The 16,379-nt window shown below is 69.3% G+C and carries 15 protein-coding genes; 6 read left to right on the top strand and 9 right to left on the bottom strand.

Annotated elements, in window-relative coordinates; all coding sequences use genetic code 11:
* From JWR86_RS02545 to JWR86_RS02530, 4 genes are all read right to left on the bottom strand, one after another.
* Positions 1-1,012, bottom strand: a 1,012-nt coding sequence (locus JWR86_RS02545) for an amidohydrolase (protein ID WP_299560305.1), incomplete at its 3' end; no start/stop codon positions are given.
* A gap of 122 nt (positions 1,013-1,134) precedes the next feature.
* Positions 1,135-1,647 (bottom strand): winged helix DNA-binding protein, encoded by a 513-nt coding sequence (locus JWR86_RS02540; protein ID WP_299560302.1) that lies wholly within the window; start codon positions 1,645-1,647, stop codon positions 1,135-1,137.
* Positions 1,648-1,839: 192 nt separating this feature from the next.
* Positions 1,840-2,292, bottom strand: coding sequence for a DUF6163 family protein (locus JWR86_RS02535; protein ID WP_299560299.1), 453 nt, complete (start codon positions 2,290-2,292; stop codon positions 1,840-1,842).
* Positions 2,289-3,362, bottom strand: a complete 1,074-nt coding sequence (locus JWR86_RS02530; protein WP_299560296.1) for an enoyl-CoA hydratase/isomerase family protein — start codon at positions 3,360-3,362, stop codon at positions 2,289-2,291. The genes JWR86_RS02535 and JWR86_RS02530 overlap by 4 nt, the downstream gene beginning before the upstream one ends.
* 123 nt (positions 3,363-3,485) lie before the next feature.
* Between JWR86_RS02530 and hemB the strand changes: the two genes are divergently transcribed.
* The 6 genes from hemB to JWR86_RS02500 all read left to right on the top strand — a co-directional run bounded on the left by hemB (position 3,486) and on the right by JWR86_RS02500 (position 9,275).
* Positions 3,486-4,547 carry a porphobilinogen synthase gene (gene hemB, locus JWR86_RS02525; RefSeq protein ID WP_299560293.1) on the top strand — a complete coding sequence of 354 codons (1,062 nt, stop codon included), beginning with the start codon at positions 3,486-3,488 and terminating at the stop codon, positions 4,545-4,547.
* Positions 4,548-4,657: 110 nt separating this feature from the next.
* Complete coding sequence (locus JWR86_RS02520) at positions 4,658-5,428, top strand: NUDIX domain-containing protein (protein ID WP_299560290.1); 771 nt, start codon at positions 4,658-4,660, stop codon at positions 5,426-5,428.
* A 58-nt stretch (positions 5,429-5,486) separates the two neighbouring features.
* The gene (locus JWR86_RS02515; RefSeq protein WP_299560287.1) at positions 5,487-6,719 is read left to right on the top strand and encodes a hypothetical protein; all 1,233 of its coding nucleotides are present in this window, start codon (positions 5,487-5,489) and stop codon (positions 6,717-6,719) included.
* Positions 6,720-6,728: 9 nt separating this feature from the next.
* On the top strand, positions 6,729-7,967 hold the full coding sequence (locus JWR86_RS02510; protein WP_299560284.1) for a threonine ammonia-lyase: 1,239 nt from the start codon (positions 6,729-6,731) through the stop codon (positions 7,965-7,967).
* Between the two features lie 7 nt (positions 7,968-7,974).
* Complete coding sequence (locus JWR86_RS02505) at positions 7,975-8,448, top strand: RDD family protein (RefSeq protein WP_299560281.1); 474 nt, start codon at positions 7,975-7,977, stop codon at positions 8,446-8,448.
* A gap of 80 nt (positions 8,449-8,528) precedes the next feature.
* Entirely contained in the window at positions 8,529-9,275 is a 747-nt protein-coding gene (locus tag JWR86_RS02500) for an arginyltransferase (RefSeq protein WP_299560279.1), read from the top strand.
* A gap of 43 nt (positions 9,276-9,318) precedes the next feature.
* Here JWR86_RS02500 and JWR86_RS02495 read toward each other — a convergent pair whose 3' ends face one another.
* From JWR86_RS02495 to recO, 5 genes are all read right to left on the bottom strand, one after another.
* A complete protein-coding gene (locus JWR86_RS02495) occupies positions 9,319-11,076 on the bottom strand; it encodes a TRAP transporter large permease subunit (protein WP_299560276.1) in 1,758 nt (585 codons plus the stop codon).
* Positions 11,073-11,741, bottom strand: a complete 669-nt coding sequence (locus tag JWR86_RS02490; RefSeq protein WP_299560273.1) for a TRAP transporter small permease subunit — start codon at positions 11,739-11,741, stop codon at positions 11,073-11,075. The genes JWR86_RS02495 and JWR86_RS02490 overlap by 4 nt, the downstream gene beginning before the upstream one ends.
* 79 nt (positions 11,742-11,820) lie before the next feature.
* On the bottom strand, positions 11,821-12,963 hold the full coding sequence (locus tag JWR86_RS02485; protein WP_299560271.1) for a TRAP transporter substrate-binding protein: 1,143 nt from the start codon (positions 12,961-12,963) through the stop codon (positions 11,821-11,823).
* 206 nt (positions 12,964-13,169) lie between these two features.
* Positions 13,170-15,413: a DNA topoisomerase IV subunit A gene (parC, locus tag JWR86_RS02480; RefSeq protein WP_299560269.1), complete on the bottom strand. Its 2,244-nt coding sequence runs from the start codon at positions 15,411-15,413 to the stop codon at positions 13,170-13,172.
* Positions 15,414-15,454: 41 nt separating this feature from the next.
* Positions 15,455-16,201 (bottom strand): DNA repair protein RecO, encoded by a 747-nt coding sequence (gene recO / locus JWR86_RS02475; RefSeq protein ID WP_299560266.1) that lies wholly within the window; start codon positions 16,199-16,201, stop codon positions 15,455-15,457.
* Positions 16,202-16,379 lie beyond the last annotated feature (178 nt).

Raw genomic sequence — 16,379 nt, 5'->3', positions numbered from 1 at the left:
TGTCGGCGAAATCCTCGGATCCCATCATGGGTTCGGAGCTGACGCGAGCAAGATCCGGCCCAACCACTTCGCGGGCGACATCGAGCGCGGCCTGGCTCTGTGCCTCGCCGTTGACCAGCACGCTGAAGATGTCCCGGATCTCCACATGGACCTGGGCGCCGAAGGCGGCCGCGACGCCGGCCGCGATCTCGCCGATGCGGCGCCGGATCAGCTCACGCAGGTCGCCGTCGAAGCACCGGACGGTGCCGGCCAGATGAGCCGTCTCGGGCACCACGTTGTAGGCGGCACCGGCGTGGATCTGCGTGATCGACAGCACGGCCGCCCTGAGCGGATCGACGTTGCGGCTGACGATGGTCTGCATGGCCTGGGCCATGGCGACCGCCACCATGGTGGGGTCGTTGCCGTGCTGCGGCATGGCCCCGTGCGAGCCGCGGCCGGTGATCCGGATGTCGAAGAAGTCCGCCGCCGCCATGGCGGGGCCGGGCCGCACCGCGACCTCGCCGCGGGGGCCCTTGGGCGAATTGTGTAAGCCGTAGAGCTCGTCGCAGGGGAAACGCTCGAACAGCCCGTCGGCGATCATGGCCCGGGCACCGCCCAGCCCCTCTTCCGCCGGCTGAAAGATGCACACGACGCGGCCCGGAAAGGACCTGGTCTCGGCCAGGTAGCGGGCGGCACCGAGCAGCATGGTGGTGTGCCCGTCATGGCCGCAGGCGTGCATCTTGCCGGGCGCGCCTGAACTGTACGGGACGCCGCTCGTTTCGAGGATCGGCAGGGCGTCCATGTCGGCCCGGAGCCCGATCGTGGCGCCCGCGCGCCCGTCGCCCTCGACCACGCCGACGATTCCTGTCCGGCCGAGGCCGCGATGCACCTCGACGCCCCAGCTCGCGAGCCGCTCGGCGACGATGCCCGAGGTTCGGACCTCCTCGAAGCCGAGTTCCGGATGGGCGTGAAAATCGCGCCGAAGCGCCGTCAGCTCGTCGGCATAGGCGAGGATCTGGGGAAGCGGTCGCATCGGGGGCTCTCGTCAGGCGAGCTGACCCTAGCCGGACCGGCCGGCCCCGTCATGGCCCCGTTCACGGCCCCGTTCACGGCCCGCGGCCGCATGCGGCTCGCGCCCTGCGGGGCATTCCGGCCTCAGAGCCGGTAACGGATCTGGTCGGTCCAGAAGCGCTCGAGCCGCACCAGGGACTGGTTGAGGCGGGCGAAATCGTCGTCCGAGATGCCGCCGATGGGCTCGATCGTCCGGGCGTGCTTCTCGTACAGGCCGGCGACGATCTCGTGCACCTGCTTGCCCTTCTCGGTCAGGCTGATGCGGACCGAACGGCGGTCGATGCGCGAACGGGCGTGGTGAAGGTAGCCCATCTCGACCAGCTTCTTGACGTTGTAGGAGACGTTCGAGCCGAGATAGTAGCCCCGCGTCCGCAGCTCGCTCGCGGTCAGCTCCTTGTCGCCGATGTTGTAGAGCAGGAGCGCCTGGACCGAGTTGACGTCGTCGCGGCCGCGCCGCTCGAACTCGTCCTTGATGACGTCCAGAAGCCGGCGATGCAGCCGCTCCACGAGATCGAGAGCTTCCAGATACCGTGGCTTCGACGCCGCCGCCGGAGCTTCCTCCGCCGGGGAAAGGATCTTCTTCGCCAGAGCGCTCATTGATGCCTCACCGCTGTTTGCGTTCGCGCCGGGTGTCCCGGTCCTGCTTGTGAGGGGAACCTAAGTTGCGCGAATGAAGGGCACTTTAAACAAGAGGATGAATCGGCGCTTTACCCCTTGGCGTAAACAGACACTAAAATACGCGTCAAAAGATTATGAACAGGACAACCATCACGTCAGCGCGAGATGTTGTCATTCCTCAACTGCAGCAAGCCATGACAGAACCAAATAGACCATGATGCAGGTGATAAACAAAGCGACGACGAGCGCGCTGTTGGAAACGAAACGGGGAAAGAACACCGCCAGGATGAGGTGGCTCATTACGGCGAGCAGCCAGAGCACGCCGCCCCAGTTCGAGGTCAGCCACAGGCCCACCGCGGCCACGAGATCGATCAGCGCGAAATAGATGATGGCGGCCTGGAAGCCTGTCGAGGCGTCCTGAAAGGACGGGCTCTGGCTGGTGATGCCCATGATCACGGCCCAGGCGAGAAGACCTTTCATGAGCCAGGCGAGAGCCAGCGCGCGCATGAACCAGACCAGGATGCGGTTCCAGCTCACGCCCCCGGAGGGCTCGCGCTCGCGCAGGATCTCGTCCGGTCCGGAGCCCCGGCTGGCCCGCGCCCCGTCGCTGCGGGCGCCGATCATGCGGGCAGATCCAGTTCGGGTCCGTCCAGCGGGGCGAAGTGCCTGTCCGCAAAGCCGGCCGGAAGCCCGGCCAGGCTGTCCGGGTTCCAGCGCGGGCGGCCGTCGCGGTCGACGATCACGGCCCGCACGCCCTCGTAGAAGTCTGCACCGGCAGCCACGCGGGACACGATCCGGTACTCGGCCCGCATGCTGTCCTCGAAGGACAGGTCGCGGCCGCGCCTGACCTGCGCCAAGGCGATGGCGAGGCTGGACGGCGCCTTGGTCCGGATCAGGGCTGCGGTGTCGCGCGCAAAGGCCGAGCCGGCCTCCCCTTCGCGGTCCAGCGCCGCCAGGATCTCCTCAACGGAGCTTCCGCAGAAGCAGCGGTCGATGAGCCGCCTGTGCTCGATGAGCGGCCCGGCGCCGGCCGGCGGCTTTGTGGCCCGCGCCAGCACCTCCGCCACGGGCTCGCCCGCCTCCAGCGCGGCCTGGACCGCCGGGAGACTGCTCGACGTGACGCGGTGGGTCGCAAGGCCGATGGCGCCCGCCTCGGCCGCGTTGGCGCGGGCACCGGTCAGCGCGAGATACAGGCCGGTCTCGCCCGGCAGGCGCGGCAGCGCGTAGGTCGCGCCGACGTCGGGGAAGAAGCCGATCCCGACCTCCGGCATGGCGAAGCTGTAGCGCTCGCCCGCCACCCGGTACTGCCCGTGCAGCGACACCCCGACGCCGCCGCCCATGACGATGCCGTCGATCAGGGCGATGTAGGGCTTCGTGTAGCGCTTGATGCGGACGTTCAGCCGGTACTCGTCGGCCCAGAAGCGCAGCGCCTCGTCGGTGCGGCCGGCTCGGCCGGCCTCATAGAGCTGCCGGATGTCGCCCCCGGCGCAGAAGGCTTTCTCGCCCGACCCGCGGATGACCACGCGGGTCACTTCGGGGTCCTGCTCCCAGCGGTCCAACGCCTCCGCCAGCGCCGAGACCATGCCGTGCGTCAGGGCATTCAGGGCCTTCGGTCGATTCAGGGTCGCGACCCCGGCGGCGCCTCGCCGTTCGCAGATGATCTCCGGCTCGTGGTTGGTGTCTGGCTGGATCATGGCGCCGGCTTAGAGCGCGGGCGCGCCGGAGGGTCAATCAGCCGGGGCCGCGGTGCGACGCGCCGGCGGTTCTTGGAACGGTTCGAACGTGCTAGAGAGCGGCGTCCCGTTCCGGAGCGATGGATGTCCGCCAGGCTCGCCCCCCTGCCCCGTACCGTTGCGCGCGAGGTCGCCCGCGAGGCCGTGGAGACCACCTCGGCTGCCCTCGCCTTGCGCAGCCGCCCCCGCCGCAATCGCAAGACCGACTGGGCGCGCCGCCTCGTGCGCGAGCACGTGCTCACGGTGGACGACCTGATCTGGCCGCTCTTCCTGATCGACGGCGAGCGCCGCCGCGAACCCGTCGCCGCCATGCCGGGCGTGGAGCGGCTCTCGGTGGACGAGGCGGTCAGGGCAGCGGAGCGGGCGGCCGCCTTGCGCATCCCGGCCATCGGGCTGTTCCCCTATACCGATCCGGCGCTGCGCGACCCCTTGGGCTCCGAGGCGCTGAACGCGCAAAACCTCGTCTGCCGGGCGGTCCGGGCCGTGAAGGCCGCCGTGCCGGAGGTGGGCATCATCACCGACGTCGCGCTCGACCCCTATACGAGCCACGGCCATGACGGGCTGCTGCACGAGGACGGCCGCATTCTCAATGACGAGACCGTCGCGGTGCTGGTCGAGCAGGCGCTGGTCCAGGCGGCCGCGGGCGCCGACATCATCGCGCCCTCCGACATGATGGATGGTCGGGTCGCGGCGATCCGCGAGGGCCTGGACCGGGCCGGCTTCCTGGACGTGCAGATCATGGCCTACGCGGCCAAATACGCCTCGGCCTTCTACGGCCCGTTCCGCGACGCGCTCGGCACCAAGCTGATCGGCGACAAGCGCACCTACCAGATGGATTGCGCCAATTCCGCCGAAGCCCTGCGCGAGGTGGCGCTGGACCTCGAGGAGGGCGCCGACATGGTGATGGTGAAGCCCGGCCTGCCCTATCTCGACGTGATCCGGCGCGTGAAGGACACGTTCGAGGTTCCGACCTTCGCCTACCAGGTGTCCGGCGAATACGCGATGATCCAGGCTGCCGCCCTGAACGGCTGGATCGACGGCGAACGGGCCATGCTGGAAAGCCTCGTCAGCTTCAAGCGGGCCGGCGCCGACGGCATCCTGACCTATTTCGCCGCCGAGGTCGCGGAGCGGCTGAAGGCCGGCTGAGCCGTCCGGGGCAGCCGGCGGCGGGACGGCTCCGGCACGCATCGCCGCTATGCGGTCCAGGAACCATCCTTTCCGTCGACAAGAGCTGCCGGAGTAGCGCAAGTAGAGGAATGCTGCCCTCCTCCGCACCCGCCAAGCCGGCCGCCACCGTGATGCTGGTCCGCGACGCCCCATCGCTCGAAGTCCTGATGGTGCGGCGGCACCACCAGATCGAGTTCGCGTCCGGAGCTCTCGTCTTTCCGGGCGGCAAGGTGGATCCGGGCGATGCCGATCCGGCCTGGGAAGACCATGCGCTCGGCTGGGCCGAGATCGAGCCGGCCGAGCGGGCCCTGCGGGTCTGCGCCGTGCGGGAGGCGTTCGAGGAATCCGGCATGCTGATCGCCCGGCACGCGGGCGACGCGACCTGGAACATCGGCGCACGGGGAGCCGGCGAACGCAGCGCCCTCGCAGCGGGCCATTGCACCTTTCTGGACCTCGTCTCCGGCCTGGGCCTCAAGCTCGATCTCGGGGCCATGACCCTGTTCGCGCGCTGGATCACGCCGGCCGCCCTGAACAAGCGCTTCGACACCTACTTCTACCTGATGACCGCCCCGTCCGATCAGCTGGCCGCCTGTGACGGCTGCGAGACGGTGGATGCCGAGTGGATCGCGCCGGCCGAGGCGCTCCGCCTGCAGCAGACGGGCGAGCGCACCATCGTCTACCCGACGCGGCTCAATCTCGCCCTCCTGGCCGAAAGCGGCAGTGTCGCGGACGCGATCGCCCGCACCCGCGAGCGGCGGATCGTGCCGATCGAGCCCAGCCTCGACAAGGACGGCGAGACGCTGTGGATCTCGATCCCACCGGATGTCGGTTACGGCGTCGTCGCCCGTCAGAGCCTCTAGCCTGCCCGTTTTTCGGCTTGTCGCGCTCCTGCCCCTTCTCCCGGTCGGGGGCTGCGTGATGTTCGTCAATGCCGACCAGGCGCGAATCTGCCGGACCGTCCTTCCGGCCCTGGAGGAACATGGGGCGCGGATCGAACTGACAGGGACGCGCCGCGCCCCCGGCGGAGTGCGGCTCGATTACGCCTCCGCCCTGCCTGGGGGCCCCGCGCGGCGGCGCTGGGCGGTGTGCCGGTTCGGCCCTGGGCCGGAGCTCAGCGCCATCACGACCGACCGGGAGGAGATCTCCGGTCCCCGCGTCTTTCTTCTGAAACGCTACTATCTCGACACGCCGGAAGGAACGGCGGCCGCGCCCGGCCCAGCCGACCCCACGGCCGACCTGCCGAACCTGCCCCCCTGGGCCGCCGGGCTGCTGCAGCACGCGGTTGCGGGCGGGCCCAGCATGGCCGTCTACGGCCTCTTGGCCTCGGCCTACGCGCTGGTCTACGGGCTGGTCGGCCGCCTCCACCTGACCTTTGGCGAGATCGCGGCGGTGGCGGCGCTCGCGTTCGCTGTTCTGGCGGTCGGCGGCACGGCCTTGGGCGTGGTCGCCGCGCTGGTGCTCGGCCTCGGCGCCAGCGCGGTTCATAACGCGGCCGCCGGGCAGCCTGCCCTCCGGCTCATCGCCGCTCGGCGCGCCACGGTCAGCCTGGTCGCAACCCTAGCCGTCTCGCTCGCTCTGTCCGAATACCTCCGACTCACCCTTGCGGCCGCGTCCACCGGGACACCGGCGTTTGCCGCGAATCCGATCCCGCTCGCCCGTGTCGGCGACGCCGTAGTCACGGCCACGCCGGCGGCGCTGCTGACCGGGCTGACCGGCCTCCTGGCGGCCGGTCTGCTGCTGGCATTTCTGCGCCGCTCGCATTTCGGCCGGGCCTGGCGGGCCCAGGCGGGGGATCCGCGCGCAGCGGCGCTGTGCGGCATGGAGCGCCGCCGCCTCCTGATCAGCACGGTGGCGCTGTCCGTCGCCCTCGCGGCGCTCGCCGGCGCTCTCCTGGCGCTCCACTCGGGCGCGCCGGGCTTCGGCGGCGGCCTCGCACTCGGCCTCAAGGCCCTGGCCGGGGCGATCCTCGGAGGCATCGGTTCGGTGCCGGGGGCGCTGCTCGGCGGGCTCGCCGTGGGCGCCTTCGAAACCGTGGGGTCGGCCTATCTGCCCGCCGGCGGCCGCGAGCTTGCTCTGCACCTCGCCCTGATCGGGGCCGTGCTCCTGCGGGCCGCAGGCGGCTTGGGCCCTGCCTCGCCCCGGCCCATCTAAGGAGGTATCTTGCCCTACGCCATCACGCTCGCCGATATCCGCAGCGCGGCGTCGGTCATCGCGGGCCGGGTGCTCGAGACGCCCACCATGCCGGCGCGCCGCCTGTCGCAGCTCACGGGCGCCACGGTGTTCGTCAAACACGAGAACATGCAGGCCACCGGCTCCTTCAAGGAGCGGGGCGCGCTCACCAAACTCGAGAGCCTGACCCCGGCGGAGCGGCGCCGCGGCGTGGTCGCCATGTCGGCCGGCAACCATGCTCAGGCTGTCGCCTACCACGCCCGCGAACTCGGCATCCCGGCCACCATCGTCATGCCGGTAGGCACTCCGCTGGTGAAGGCCGAGAATACGCGCGCACACGGGGCCGAGGTCCTGCTGGAGGGGGAGACCCTCTCCGATTCCGGCCGGCGGGCGGCCGAACTGGTCCGCGAGCGCGGACTGGTCCTGGTTCACCCCTACGATGACGCTCTGGTCATGGCCGGCCAGGGCACGGTGGCGCTCGAGCTGCTGGAGGCCGTGCCGGATCTCGACGACATCGTCGTCCCGATCGGTGGCGGCGGCCTCATTTCCGGCATCGCCGTCGCCGCGCGGGCGATCCGGCCCGGGATCCGCATCATCGGCGTCGAAGCCGCCCTCTACCCCTCCTCAGCCAACGCCATCCGGGGCGAGAGCATGCCGCTCGGCGGGCCGACCCTCGCCGAGGGCATCGCGGTCAAGGATGTCGGCCTGCTGACGCTGCCCATCGTGCGCGACCTCGTCGCCGAGATCGTGCTGGTCGAGGAACCCCTGATCGAGCGGGCCGTGAACGCGTTCGCGACCCTGTCCCGCACCATGGCGGAGGGCGCGGGCGCGGCCGGGCTCGCGGCGCTCTTGGCCAGGCCCGAGCTGTTCGCCGGCCGGCGGGTCGGGCTCGTGCTCTGCGGCGGCAACATCGACGCCCGGCTGCTCGCCTCGGTGATGGTGCGGGAGCTCGAGCGCGAGGACCGCATCGCCTCCTTCCGGATCACCACGGGCGACCGCCCCGGCCTGCTCGGCTCCATCGCCACCCGGCTCGGGGCGCTCGGAGCCAACATCCTGGAAGTGTCCCATGGCCGCCTCTTCCTGGACGTGCCGGCCAAGGGGGTCACGGTGGATGTGACGATCGAGACACGAAACAGCCAGCACACTTCAGACGTTCTGTCCCGTCTGGCGGAGGACGGGCTGAACCCCCGCCGCATCGGCCCGAGAGGGCTGTCAGAGGCGGCGTATTGAGGTTGTCATGCGGTACGAGACTCCTATTTCGAGCACCTATAGCCGCGCCTCCCTGGTCGGCCCCCGGACCGAGGGCGTACTGAGCCGGCGGCTGCTGGCCTACCTCGTGGACTTGGTGGTCATCGGGCTGCTGATCCTGCTGTTCGGGATCCTGATCGCGGTGGCCGGGGTGGTGACCTTCGGGCTGGGCTGGGCGCTCTACGTCGTGCTCGTCCCCGGAGCCGCCATCCTGTACAGCGCGATCACGGTCGGGGGGGCGGGAACGGGCACCTTCGGCATGCGGCTGCTCGGCTTGTCGGCGGTTGATTCGGCCACCGGCAGACCCGTCGGCATCCTGATCGCCGGCCTGCACGCGCTGCTCTTCTATGTCGGCATCGGCACCCTGTTGCTGCTCGTGCTGGACGTGGTGATCGGCCTGGCCCGCAGCGACCGCAGGCTCGGCCACGACTTGCTGTCGGGGCTGATCGTGGTCCGGCGCTGAACGGCTTGCTCCCCGGCGCGACCCGGGGCAGCTTACCCCCTGGCCTGCCGCATGGATCGTGAGCCGCGGAGCAGGATCTCGTGACCAGCCACCCGCGCGACGCGCCGCAATTCTATCTGACTGCCGCCTCGCCCTGCCCCTATCTGGCCGGGCGGGAGGAGCGGAAGGTGTTCACGCATATCGTCGGCCGGCGTGCGCGCCAGATCAACGAGGTGCTGACGCAGGGCGGGTTCAGGCGCTCGCAAACCATCGCCTACCGGCCGGCCTGCGAATCCTGCCGCGCCTGTGTGTCCGTGCGGGTGCTCGCGGACGTCTTTCAGCCTTCGGCCAATTTGCGCAGGGTGCTGAAGGCGAATGGCGACCTCGTCGGCACGGCGATCCCGAACCAGCCCTCCTCCGAGCAATACGGGCTGTTCCGGCGCTATCTGGCCGCCCGCCACCACCAGGGCGGCATGGCCGACATGAGCGTGCTCGACTACGCCATGATGGTCGAGGACAGCCATGTCGAGACCCGCCTCGTGGAGTACCGGCGGCGTGGCCCGGACACGGCCATCACCGGGCGTGGGCAGGGGCCGCTGGTCGCCCTGTGCCTGACGGACGAGCTCTCGGACGGGCTGTCCATGGTGTATTCGTTCTTCGATCCGGACCTTGCCGACCGCAGCCTCGGCACCTTCCTGATCCTCGACCACATCGCCCGGGCCAAGGCGCGCGGGCTGCCCTATCTCTATCTCGGCTACTGGGTCGAGGGCTCCCGCAAGATGGCCTACAAGGAGCGCTTCCGCCCACAAGAGAGGCTGTTGCCCTCCGGCTGGGTGCGGGTCGGCTGAGGGGCCTGGGCCCGGCCGCGCGGGGCGCGGGCCGGGCGTCGGATCAGCCGCCGTAGAGGTATCGTGGCAGCCACAGGGTCATCCCCGGCCACAGATACATCAACACCATGCACAGGATGACGATCAGCATGTAGGGCATCATGCCGGCGAAGATCTGGTTGATGGTCACATGCGGCGGAGACACGCCTTTCAGGTAGAAGGCCGACATCGCGACGGGCGGAGACAGGAAGGCGGCCTGCAGGTTCACGAAGACGAGCACGCCCCACAGGATCGGGTCGATGCTGAAATGCTTCAGCAGCGGCAGGAAGATGGGGACGAAGATGATGATGATCTCCGTCCATTCCAGCGGCCAGCCAAGGACGAAGATGATGGCCTGACTCAGGATCATGAACTGCGTCGGGGTGAGGTCGAGCGACAGCACCCAGCGCTCGATCAGCGCCTGGCCGCCCAGGATCGCGAAGACGGCCGAGAAGATCGCTGAGCCAACAAACAGCCAGCACACCATGGCAGTGGTCTTGGCCGTGAGGAACACGGCTTCCTTGGTGCGCTTCCAGTTGAGGGTGCGGGACCAGAAGGCGAGCAGAAAGGCGCCGGCGGCACCGACCGCCGCGGACTCGGTGGCTGTCGTGATGCCGAGCAGGATCACGGCGAGAACCACGACCGTGAGGATGCCGAGGGGCATGACGGAGGAGGTCAGAAGCTTGACCACCTGCAGCCGCTCGGGCCCCATCTTGCGGTAGTAGCGCAGCAGCAGGACGGCGCAGATCAGCGCCAGGATCGCGAAGGTGACGTAGAAGCCTGTCGCCACGCCCGCTTCGGCGGCGGCGGGTCCCGGGGCGGAGGGCGGAGCCCCGAGTTGCTCCAGCTCGGGCGGCGCGTCGTCGCCGCCCCGCCGCTGCTGGTAGACCGCCACATACCACCACAGCAGGCCGAGCGTGCCGGCGGTCAGCGCGAAGGGCACGGTCGCATAGGCGAGATGCTGGACGAGCGCGAGGCGCGACAGCGGCCGGCCGTCCTCGTCGACCAGCGCGGCAGCCCGGCTGCGACCCGGCGAGAGCACCGCCTTGGTGAGCCCCACCAGCATGTTGCGGGAGAACGCGGCTTGCACGGCGCCCATCCAGTCGGGAATGGGAACCCGGGTCTGATCCTCCGGCAGCGGCGGCGCGATCTTGGGCTGCAGCAAGGCCCAGCCGATCACGTAGGCGAGGTAGAGGAACGCCAGGAAGAAGCCCGGAAACATGGCCGCGGCGTAGAGCTTCACGACCGATTGCCCGGCCACCGCCGCATAGACGATGATCATCACCGAGGGCGGGATGAGGATGCCAAGGGTGCCGCCGGCCGTGATCACGCCTGCGGCGAGCTTCACGTCGTAGCCGGCCCGCAGCATCGGATTGAAGGCGATCACGCCCATCAGCACCACCACCGCGCCGACGAGCCCGCTGGCGATGCCCCAGAAGGTGCAGACGATCAGGGTGGCGACCGCGAGCGACGCCGGCAGCCGCCGGAACGACAGCTGGATCGAGTAGAACATCTTGTCGACCAGGGCGCCGCGCTCCATCACGTAGCCCATCAGCACGAAGAGGGGCACGGAGATCAGCACGTCGTTGGTCATCGCCCCGTAGGTGCGCTGAACCATCAGGTTGAACACCCGGTTGGCGATCCAGGGTTCCGACGCGTCGTAGAAGGCGTAGAAGCCGAAGAAGATCCCGAGGCCCATCAGGGTGAAGGCGGTCGGGAACCCCATCATGATCACGACCACGATGAGGCCGAGCATGAGAAGGCCGAGGGCGGGATCGCTCATGATTGCAGCTCCGACCCCATCCCGCGCTGCCTCGCCGTCTCGTCGATCTTCTGCGCCCGCTCGATGGCGGCGCGGCGGGTTTCTTCGTCGACCGTGGACGAGCCGGCCAGTTGCTCCTCGACCACGTCCATCTCGGCCACGTCCTTGAGACGGCTCGGCCACGTCCCTGTCTTCAGGCAGGCGAGGCAGCGCACCACCTCGGCGACGCCCTGCAGCATCACCAGCGCGCCGGCCAGCGGGATCACGGCCTTGAAGTGATAGAGCGGAGGCCCGCCCGCCGTGACGCTGGAATGCTCGTCGATCCGGAAGGACTGCGCGGCATAATCGTAGCCCGAATAGATCAGCGCCGCGATGCCGGGAAAGAAGAACACGAAGTACAGAATGAGGTCGAGCGTGGCCTGCGTGCGCGGCCGCATCGAGCTGTAAAGGAAGTCCCCGCGCACATGCGCGTTCTGGGCCAGCGTGTAGGCGCCGGCGAGCATGAACAGCGTGCCATAGAACATGTTCGAGGCATCGAAGATCCACGCCGTCGGCATGTTCAGCAGGTAGCGTTTGAACACCTCAGCGCAGATCAGCAGCATGAGGCCGATGATCAGCCAAGCCGCTGCCTTGCCAAACCAAGTGCTCAGGCGGTCGACAGCGTGGACAAACGGCTCGACGCGCATGTTCAGGGCTGGATGCTGGAATGGCGGGACCGGCCTGCGCGGCCCGAAGAGATCTTCAGGCCGCGCATGCCACTGATGATCAGAGCTTCTTGGCGGCCGCGTTCTGGCCGAAATAGTGGTCGAAGGCCATGCGCCGGTTGACCACCGTATCCTGCTCCCAGCGCGTCACCCGCTCGGCATAGGCGATCTGCGACTGCATGATCTCCTTGAACATCGGGTTCTGCGAGGCGTATTTCTGGACGACGGTGTCGTAGACTTCGAGCTGCTGGCGCAGAATGGCGTCCGGCGTCTTGTAGAAGCGGACGCCGTCCTTCTGCTGCATCTCGATGTAGTCCTTGGAATAGCGATCGATCGCCTTCCAGGACATGTCCTGCGAAGCGGCCTCCACGGCGTTGGCGATGATGGCCCGCATCCGCTCCGGCAAGCCGTCATACTTGCCCTTGTTGAACAAGATCTCGAACTGCTCGGCATTCTGATGGTAGCTCTGCAGCATGCAGGTCTTGGCCACGTCGGGGAAGCCCAGCACGCGGTCGGACGAGGCGTTGTTGAACTCGGCCGCGTCCAGCAGGCCGCGATCCATTGCGGACACGATCTCGCCGCCCGGCAGCGCGTTCACGGCGAGACCCATGCCGGTGAAGACGTCGATGGAGATGCCGACCGTGCGGAACTTGAGGCCCTTCAGGTCCTCGGCCCGCGCCACGGGCTTCTTGAACCAGCCGAGCGGCTGGGTCGGCATGGGCCCGTAGAGGAACGACTGCACGTTCGCGCCGATCGACTTGTACAGCTTCTCAAGAAGATCCTTGCCGCCGCCGTATTTGTGCCAGGCAAGCAGCATGTTGGCGTCCATGGCGAAGCCGGGGCCGGAGCCCCACAGGGCCAGGGCCGGCTGCTTGCCGTAATGGTAGACGGCCACGCCGTGCCCGCCGTCCAGGGTCCCGGAGGACACCGCGTCGAGAAGGCCGAAAGCCGGAACGACCGCGCCGGCGGGAAGCACCTCGATGCGCAGGTCGCCGCCGGTCATGTCGTTGACCTTCTTGGCGAAATCCAACGCGTATTCGTGGAAGATGTCCTTGGACGGCCACGTGCTCTGGAACCGCATGGTCGCCGGGCCGGCAGTCTGGGCGACGGCCGGAGCGGCGACGCCGGCTGCGGCCGCAACGGCGCCCGCCTGCAGGAACTTGCGGCGCGATTGCTTGCGCGCGGCGGTGTCCGAATCCGTCATGGCGTCCTCCGAGGGCGTGTGACCTTTCTGGCCACTTCTGCCGGCGCAGCTAAGAACGCGGCCGTGCGGAAAGGCAAGGCGCCGCGGCCGGACCCCGGCTCAGCAATTCGACGGGGGCCGAAGGGCGGCCACAGGGGCGGGCCGGCCCGCTGACTCGAAAGGCGCGGGCCGGCGCCCGACGGCCTGTCCGCCTGCGGACGGGCCGCTCAGCCGAAGGTGTTCGACTTCGGAAAGCCCTTGGGCGGCAGGCGGCCGGCCTCGGCCCGGTTGCCGACCCACTCCGCGAGGTCCGCAGGGGCCACCGTCCAGGTGCGGCCGGACGTGTCCTTCCAGGTCAGGCCGTCGGCCAGCGCGAAGGTCTTGGCGTCGGCCATGCCGCCGTCCTTGTAGCGCTGCAGCCGCACGCCCTTGCCGCGGGTCATTTCGGGCAGTTGCGACAGCGGAAACACCAGGAGCTTGCGGTTCTGGCCGATGGTGACGACGTGGTCGCCGACGACCGGCACGGCCACGAGGGCCCGCTCCTGGGCGTCCACTCCGAGCACGTTGCGGCCCTTGCGGGTGCTGGACACGAGGTCGTCGGCCGAGGCCACGAAGCCGCGTCCGTCCGAGGCTGCGAGCAGGAGCTTGGAGCCGGGCCGGTAGCTGAAGGCGGTCACCACATCGGCGCCTTCGTCGAGATCGGCCGAGAGCCGGATCGGATCGCCGAAGCCGCGACCGCCGGGGAGCTTGGCCGCGTCGAGCGTATAGAATTTGCCGTTGGTGGCCATGACCAGGATCTTGGACGTGGTTTCGGCGAAGAACGACGTCTTCAGCCGGTCGTCGCCCTTGAACTCGACCTTGGACAGGTCGGCGACATGGCCCTTCATGGCCCGGATCCAGCCCTTGTCGGACACGATCACGGTGACAGGCTCGCGCTCCACGATGGCTTCTGCGAAATCCACCTCGCCGATCTCGGGCGGGTGTTCGAAGGTGGTGCGGCGACGCCCCAGCGCCGTCTCCGGGCCGTAGGCCTTGTGGATGTCCCGGATCTCCCAGGCGACCATCTTCCACTGCTTGGCCTCGGAGCCGAGCAGCGCTTCGAGCTTGCTCTTCTCGGCCTCGAGTTCGCCCCGCTCGCGCTTGAGTTCCATCTCCTCCAGCCGCCGCAGCGAGCGCAGCCGGGTATCCAGGATGGCGTTCGCCTGCAGCTCCGTGAGCTTGAAGACCCGCATCAGCTCGGCCTTCGGCTCATCCTTCTCCCGGATGATCTTGATGACCCGGTCGAGGTCGAGATAGACGATCAGCAGCCCGATCAGGATCTCGAGGCGGCGCTCGATCGCGGCCAGGCGGTGGCGCGAGCGCCGGCCCAGCACGTCCCGGCGGTGGTCAAGCCATTCCCGCAGGCATTCGGCCAGGCCGAGCACCTTGGGCACCTTGCCACCCGCCAGCACGTTCACGTTCAGCGAGATGCGGACCTCGAGCTCGGTCAGGCGGAACAGGGATTCCATCATCACGACCGGATCGACGCTGCGCGAGCGAGGCTCAAAGACGACCCGGACGTCCTCGGCCGATTCATCCCGCACGTCGGCCAGCAACGGCAGCTTCTTCTCGGTGATCAGCTCGGCGATCTTCTCGATCAGCCGCGATTTCGGCACCCCATAGGGGATCTCGGTCACCACGGCGGCCCAGGTGCCGCGGCCGGTATCCTCGCGATTCCAGCGCGCCCGGACGCGGAACGAGCCGCGCCCCGTCCGGTAAGCCTCCACCACCGCGTCGCGCTGGTCCACCAGGATGCCGCCGGTCGGAAAATCGGGGCCGGGCACAAACCCGACCAACTGCTCCGAGGTCGCGGCCGGGTGGTCGATCAGGTAGAGCGCGGCCTGGCAGAGTTCGCCGGCATTGTGCGGCGGGATGGAGGTCGCCATGCCGACCGCGATGCCCTGGGAGCCATTGGCCAGCAGGTTCGGAAAGGCCGCCGGCAGCACCACCGGCTCGTCCGTCGAGCCGTCGTAATTCGGTCGGAAATCGACCGCGTCCTCGTCGATCCCGGCCAGGAGCCGGCGAGCCACGTCGGTGAGGCGGGTCTCGGTGTAGCGCTGGGCCGCGGCGGCGTCGCCGTCGATGTTGCCGAAATTGCCCTGGCCGTCGACCAGCGGGTAGCGGGACGCGAAATCCTGCGCCAGGCGCACCAGCGCGTCGTAGATCGCCTGGTCGCCGTGCGGATGGAACGAGCCCATCACGTCGCCCACCACCTTGGCGGACTTCTTGAACGGCCCGCCCGGATTGAGCCGCAGCAGATTCATCCCGTGCAGGATGCGGCGGTGAACGGGCTTCAGCCCGTCGCGGGCATCCGGCAGCGCGCGGTGCATGATGGTCGAGAGCGCATAGGCGAGGTAGCGCTCCTCGAGCGCCTCGCGCAGCGCGACCGTCTCGATCCCGTCTTCGGGCGGCGGTTCGAACGGCTTGTTCATGCGTGGGTCCGGCGAATCAGCGGCCGCGGCGGCCTGACCGGCTACTTTATCAGGTCGCCGCCGCTCTCTGCGACGGCCCGGGCCACGAAGCGGGAACGCTCGTCGGGCGCCTGCATCCCACTCGGCGCCCAGACGTGGAGGTCCAGGAAGTGGCCGCTCAGTCGGAACGCCGCGGCCAGATCCGGCCCGGCTAGCGGGGCCTCGGAAGCAGGCCCAAGGAGGAAGGCCGGGAGCGGCAGGAGGCGGTCGCGCCAGGGTTCACCTGCGCTGCGGCTCGCCGCCCGCCCGGTCGCGGGCGAGACCCAGGCCAGATCCTCCGTTGCGCCCGACAACGCGCAGCTCGCCAGGTCGAGGCCGAACCCGAGCTCGGCCAGGAGCAGGATCTCGAACCGGGCCAGAAGCCCCGGAGCGGCCGCCGGATCGTCCATCCGGTCGAGCAGGGAATCGGCCGCGTCGAACAGCTCGGGATGGGGGTCGCGCTCCGGCAGCCCCCGCAGATGGGCCGCCAGGGTGGCGAGACCGGACAGGGCGAGCCCTGATGACATGAGGCGGGCGGCCCGGGTCGCGGCCGCTTCCACCTGAAAGGTGCCCAGCTGGTCTTCGAGCCGAGCCCGCCAGGTCAGTTCCACGGCGTTGCCGGGCTGGAGCACCGGCGCGAGCCGCCGGGAGCGGCCGCCATGGACCAGCCCGAGATGGCGCCCGTGCTCGCGGGTCATGGCTTCGAGAACCGCCCCGCCCTCGCCATGGCTGCGCGACGCGAGCACGATCGCCCGATCAGACCAGTGCACCCCGTCCCAGCTTTCGTTGACCCTGTCGCGGAGGCCGCGTTAGGGTCGCTCTTCCGGTTGGGTCCCTAGCATGAGTTCCGCTGCCGCGTCGCCCTCGGCCGCTGCCCCGGCCGGCGGCTGGGGCCGCCCGAGTGCGGCCGCGCTCGCGGCGCTGCTCTGCGGCTTCGGGCTCGCGGCC

Source organism: Enterovirga sp. (assembly GCF_028290205.1).
Taxonomy (GTDB): domain Bacteria; phylum Pseudomonadota; class Alphaproteobacteria; order Rhizobiales; family Beijerinckiaceae; genus Enterovirga.
Note: the sequence above shows the minus strand (reverse complement) of the source record. Positions and strands in the feature narration are given on the sequence as shown.

Coding starts and splice junctions, on each gene's coding strand:
- JWR86_RS02505 (WP_299560281.1), top strand. CDS start 7,975: ATGCGGTACGAGACTCCTATTTCGAGCACCTATAGCCGCGCCTCCCTG.
- JWR86_RS02490 (WP_299560273.1), bottom strand. CDS start 11,741: ATGCGCGTCGAGCCGTTTGTCCACGCTGTCGACCGCCTGAGCACTTGG.
- JWR86_RS02540 (WP_299560302.1), bottom strand. CDS start 1,647: ATGAGCGCTCTGGCGAAGAAGATCCTTTCCCCGGCGGAGGAAGCTCCG.
- JWR86_RS02495 (WP_299560276.1), bottom strand. CDS start 11,076: ATGAGCGATCCCGCCCTCGGCCTTCTCATGCTCGGCCTCATCGTGGTC.
- hemB (WP_299560293.1), top strand. CDS start 3,486: ATGTCCGCCAGGCTCGCCCCCCTGCCCCGTACCGTTGCGCGCGAGGTC.
- parC (WP_299560269.1), bottom strand. CDS start 15,413: ATGAACAAGCCGTTCGAACCGCCGCCCGAAGACGGGATCGAGACGGTC.
- JWR86_RS02520 (WP_299560290.1), top strand. CDS start 4,658: ATGCTGCCCTCCTCCGCACCCGCCAAGCCGGCCGCCACCGTGATGCTG.
- JWR86_RS02485 (WP_299560271.1), bottom strand. CDS start 12,963: ATGACGGATTCGGACACCGCCGCGCGCAAGCAATCGCGCCGCAAGTTC.
- JWR86_RS02515 (WP_299560287.1), top strand. CDS start 5,487: ATGTTCGTCAATGCCGACCAGGCGCGAATCTGCCGGACCGTCCTTCCG.
- JWR86_RS02530 (WP_299560296.1), bottom strand. CDS start 3,362: ATGATCCAGCCAGACACCAACCACGAGCCGGAGATCATCTGCGAACGG.
- JWR86_RS02535 (WP_299560299.1), bottom strand. CDS start 2,292: ATGATCGGCGCCCGCAGCGACGGGGCGCGGGCCAGCCGGGGCTCCGGA.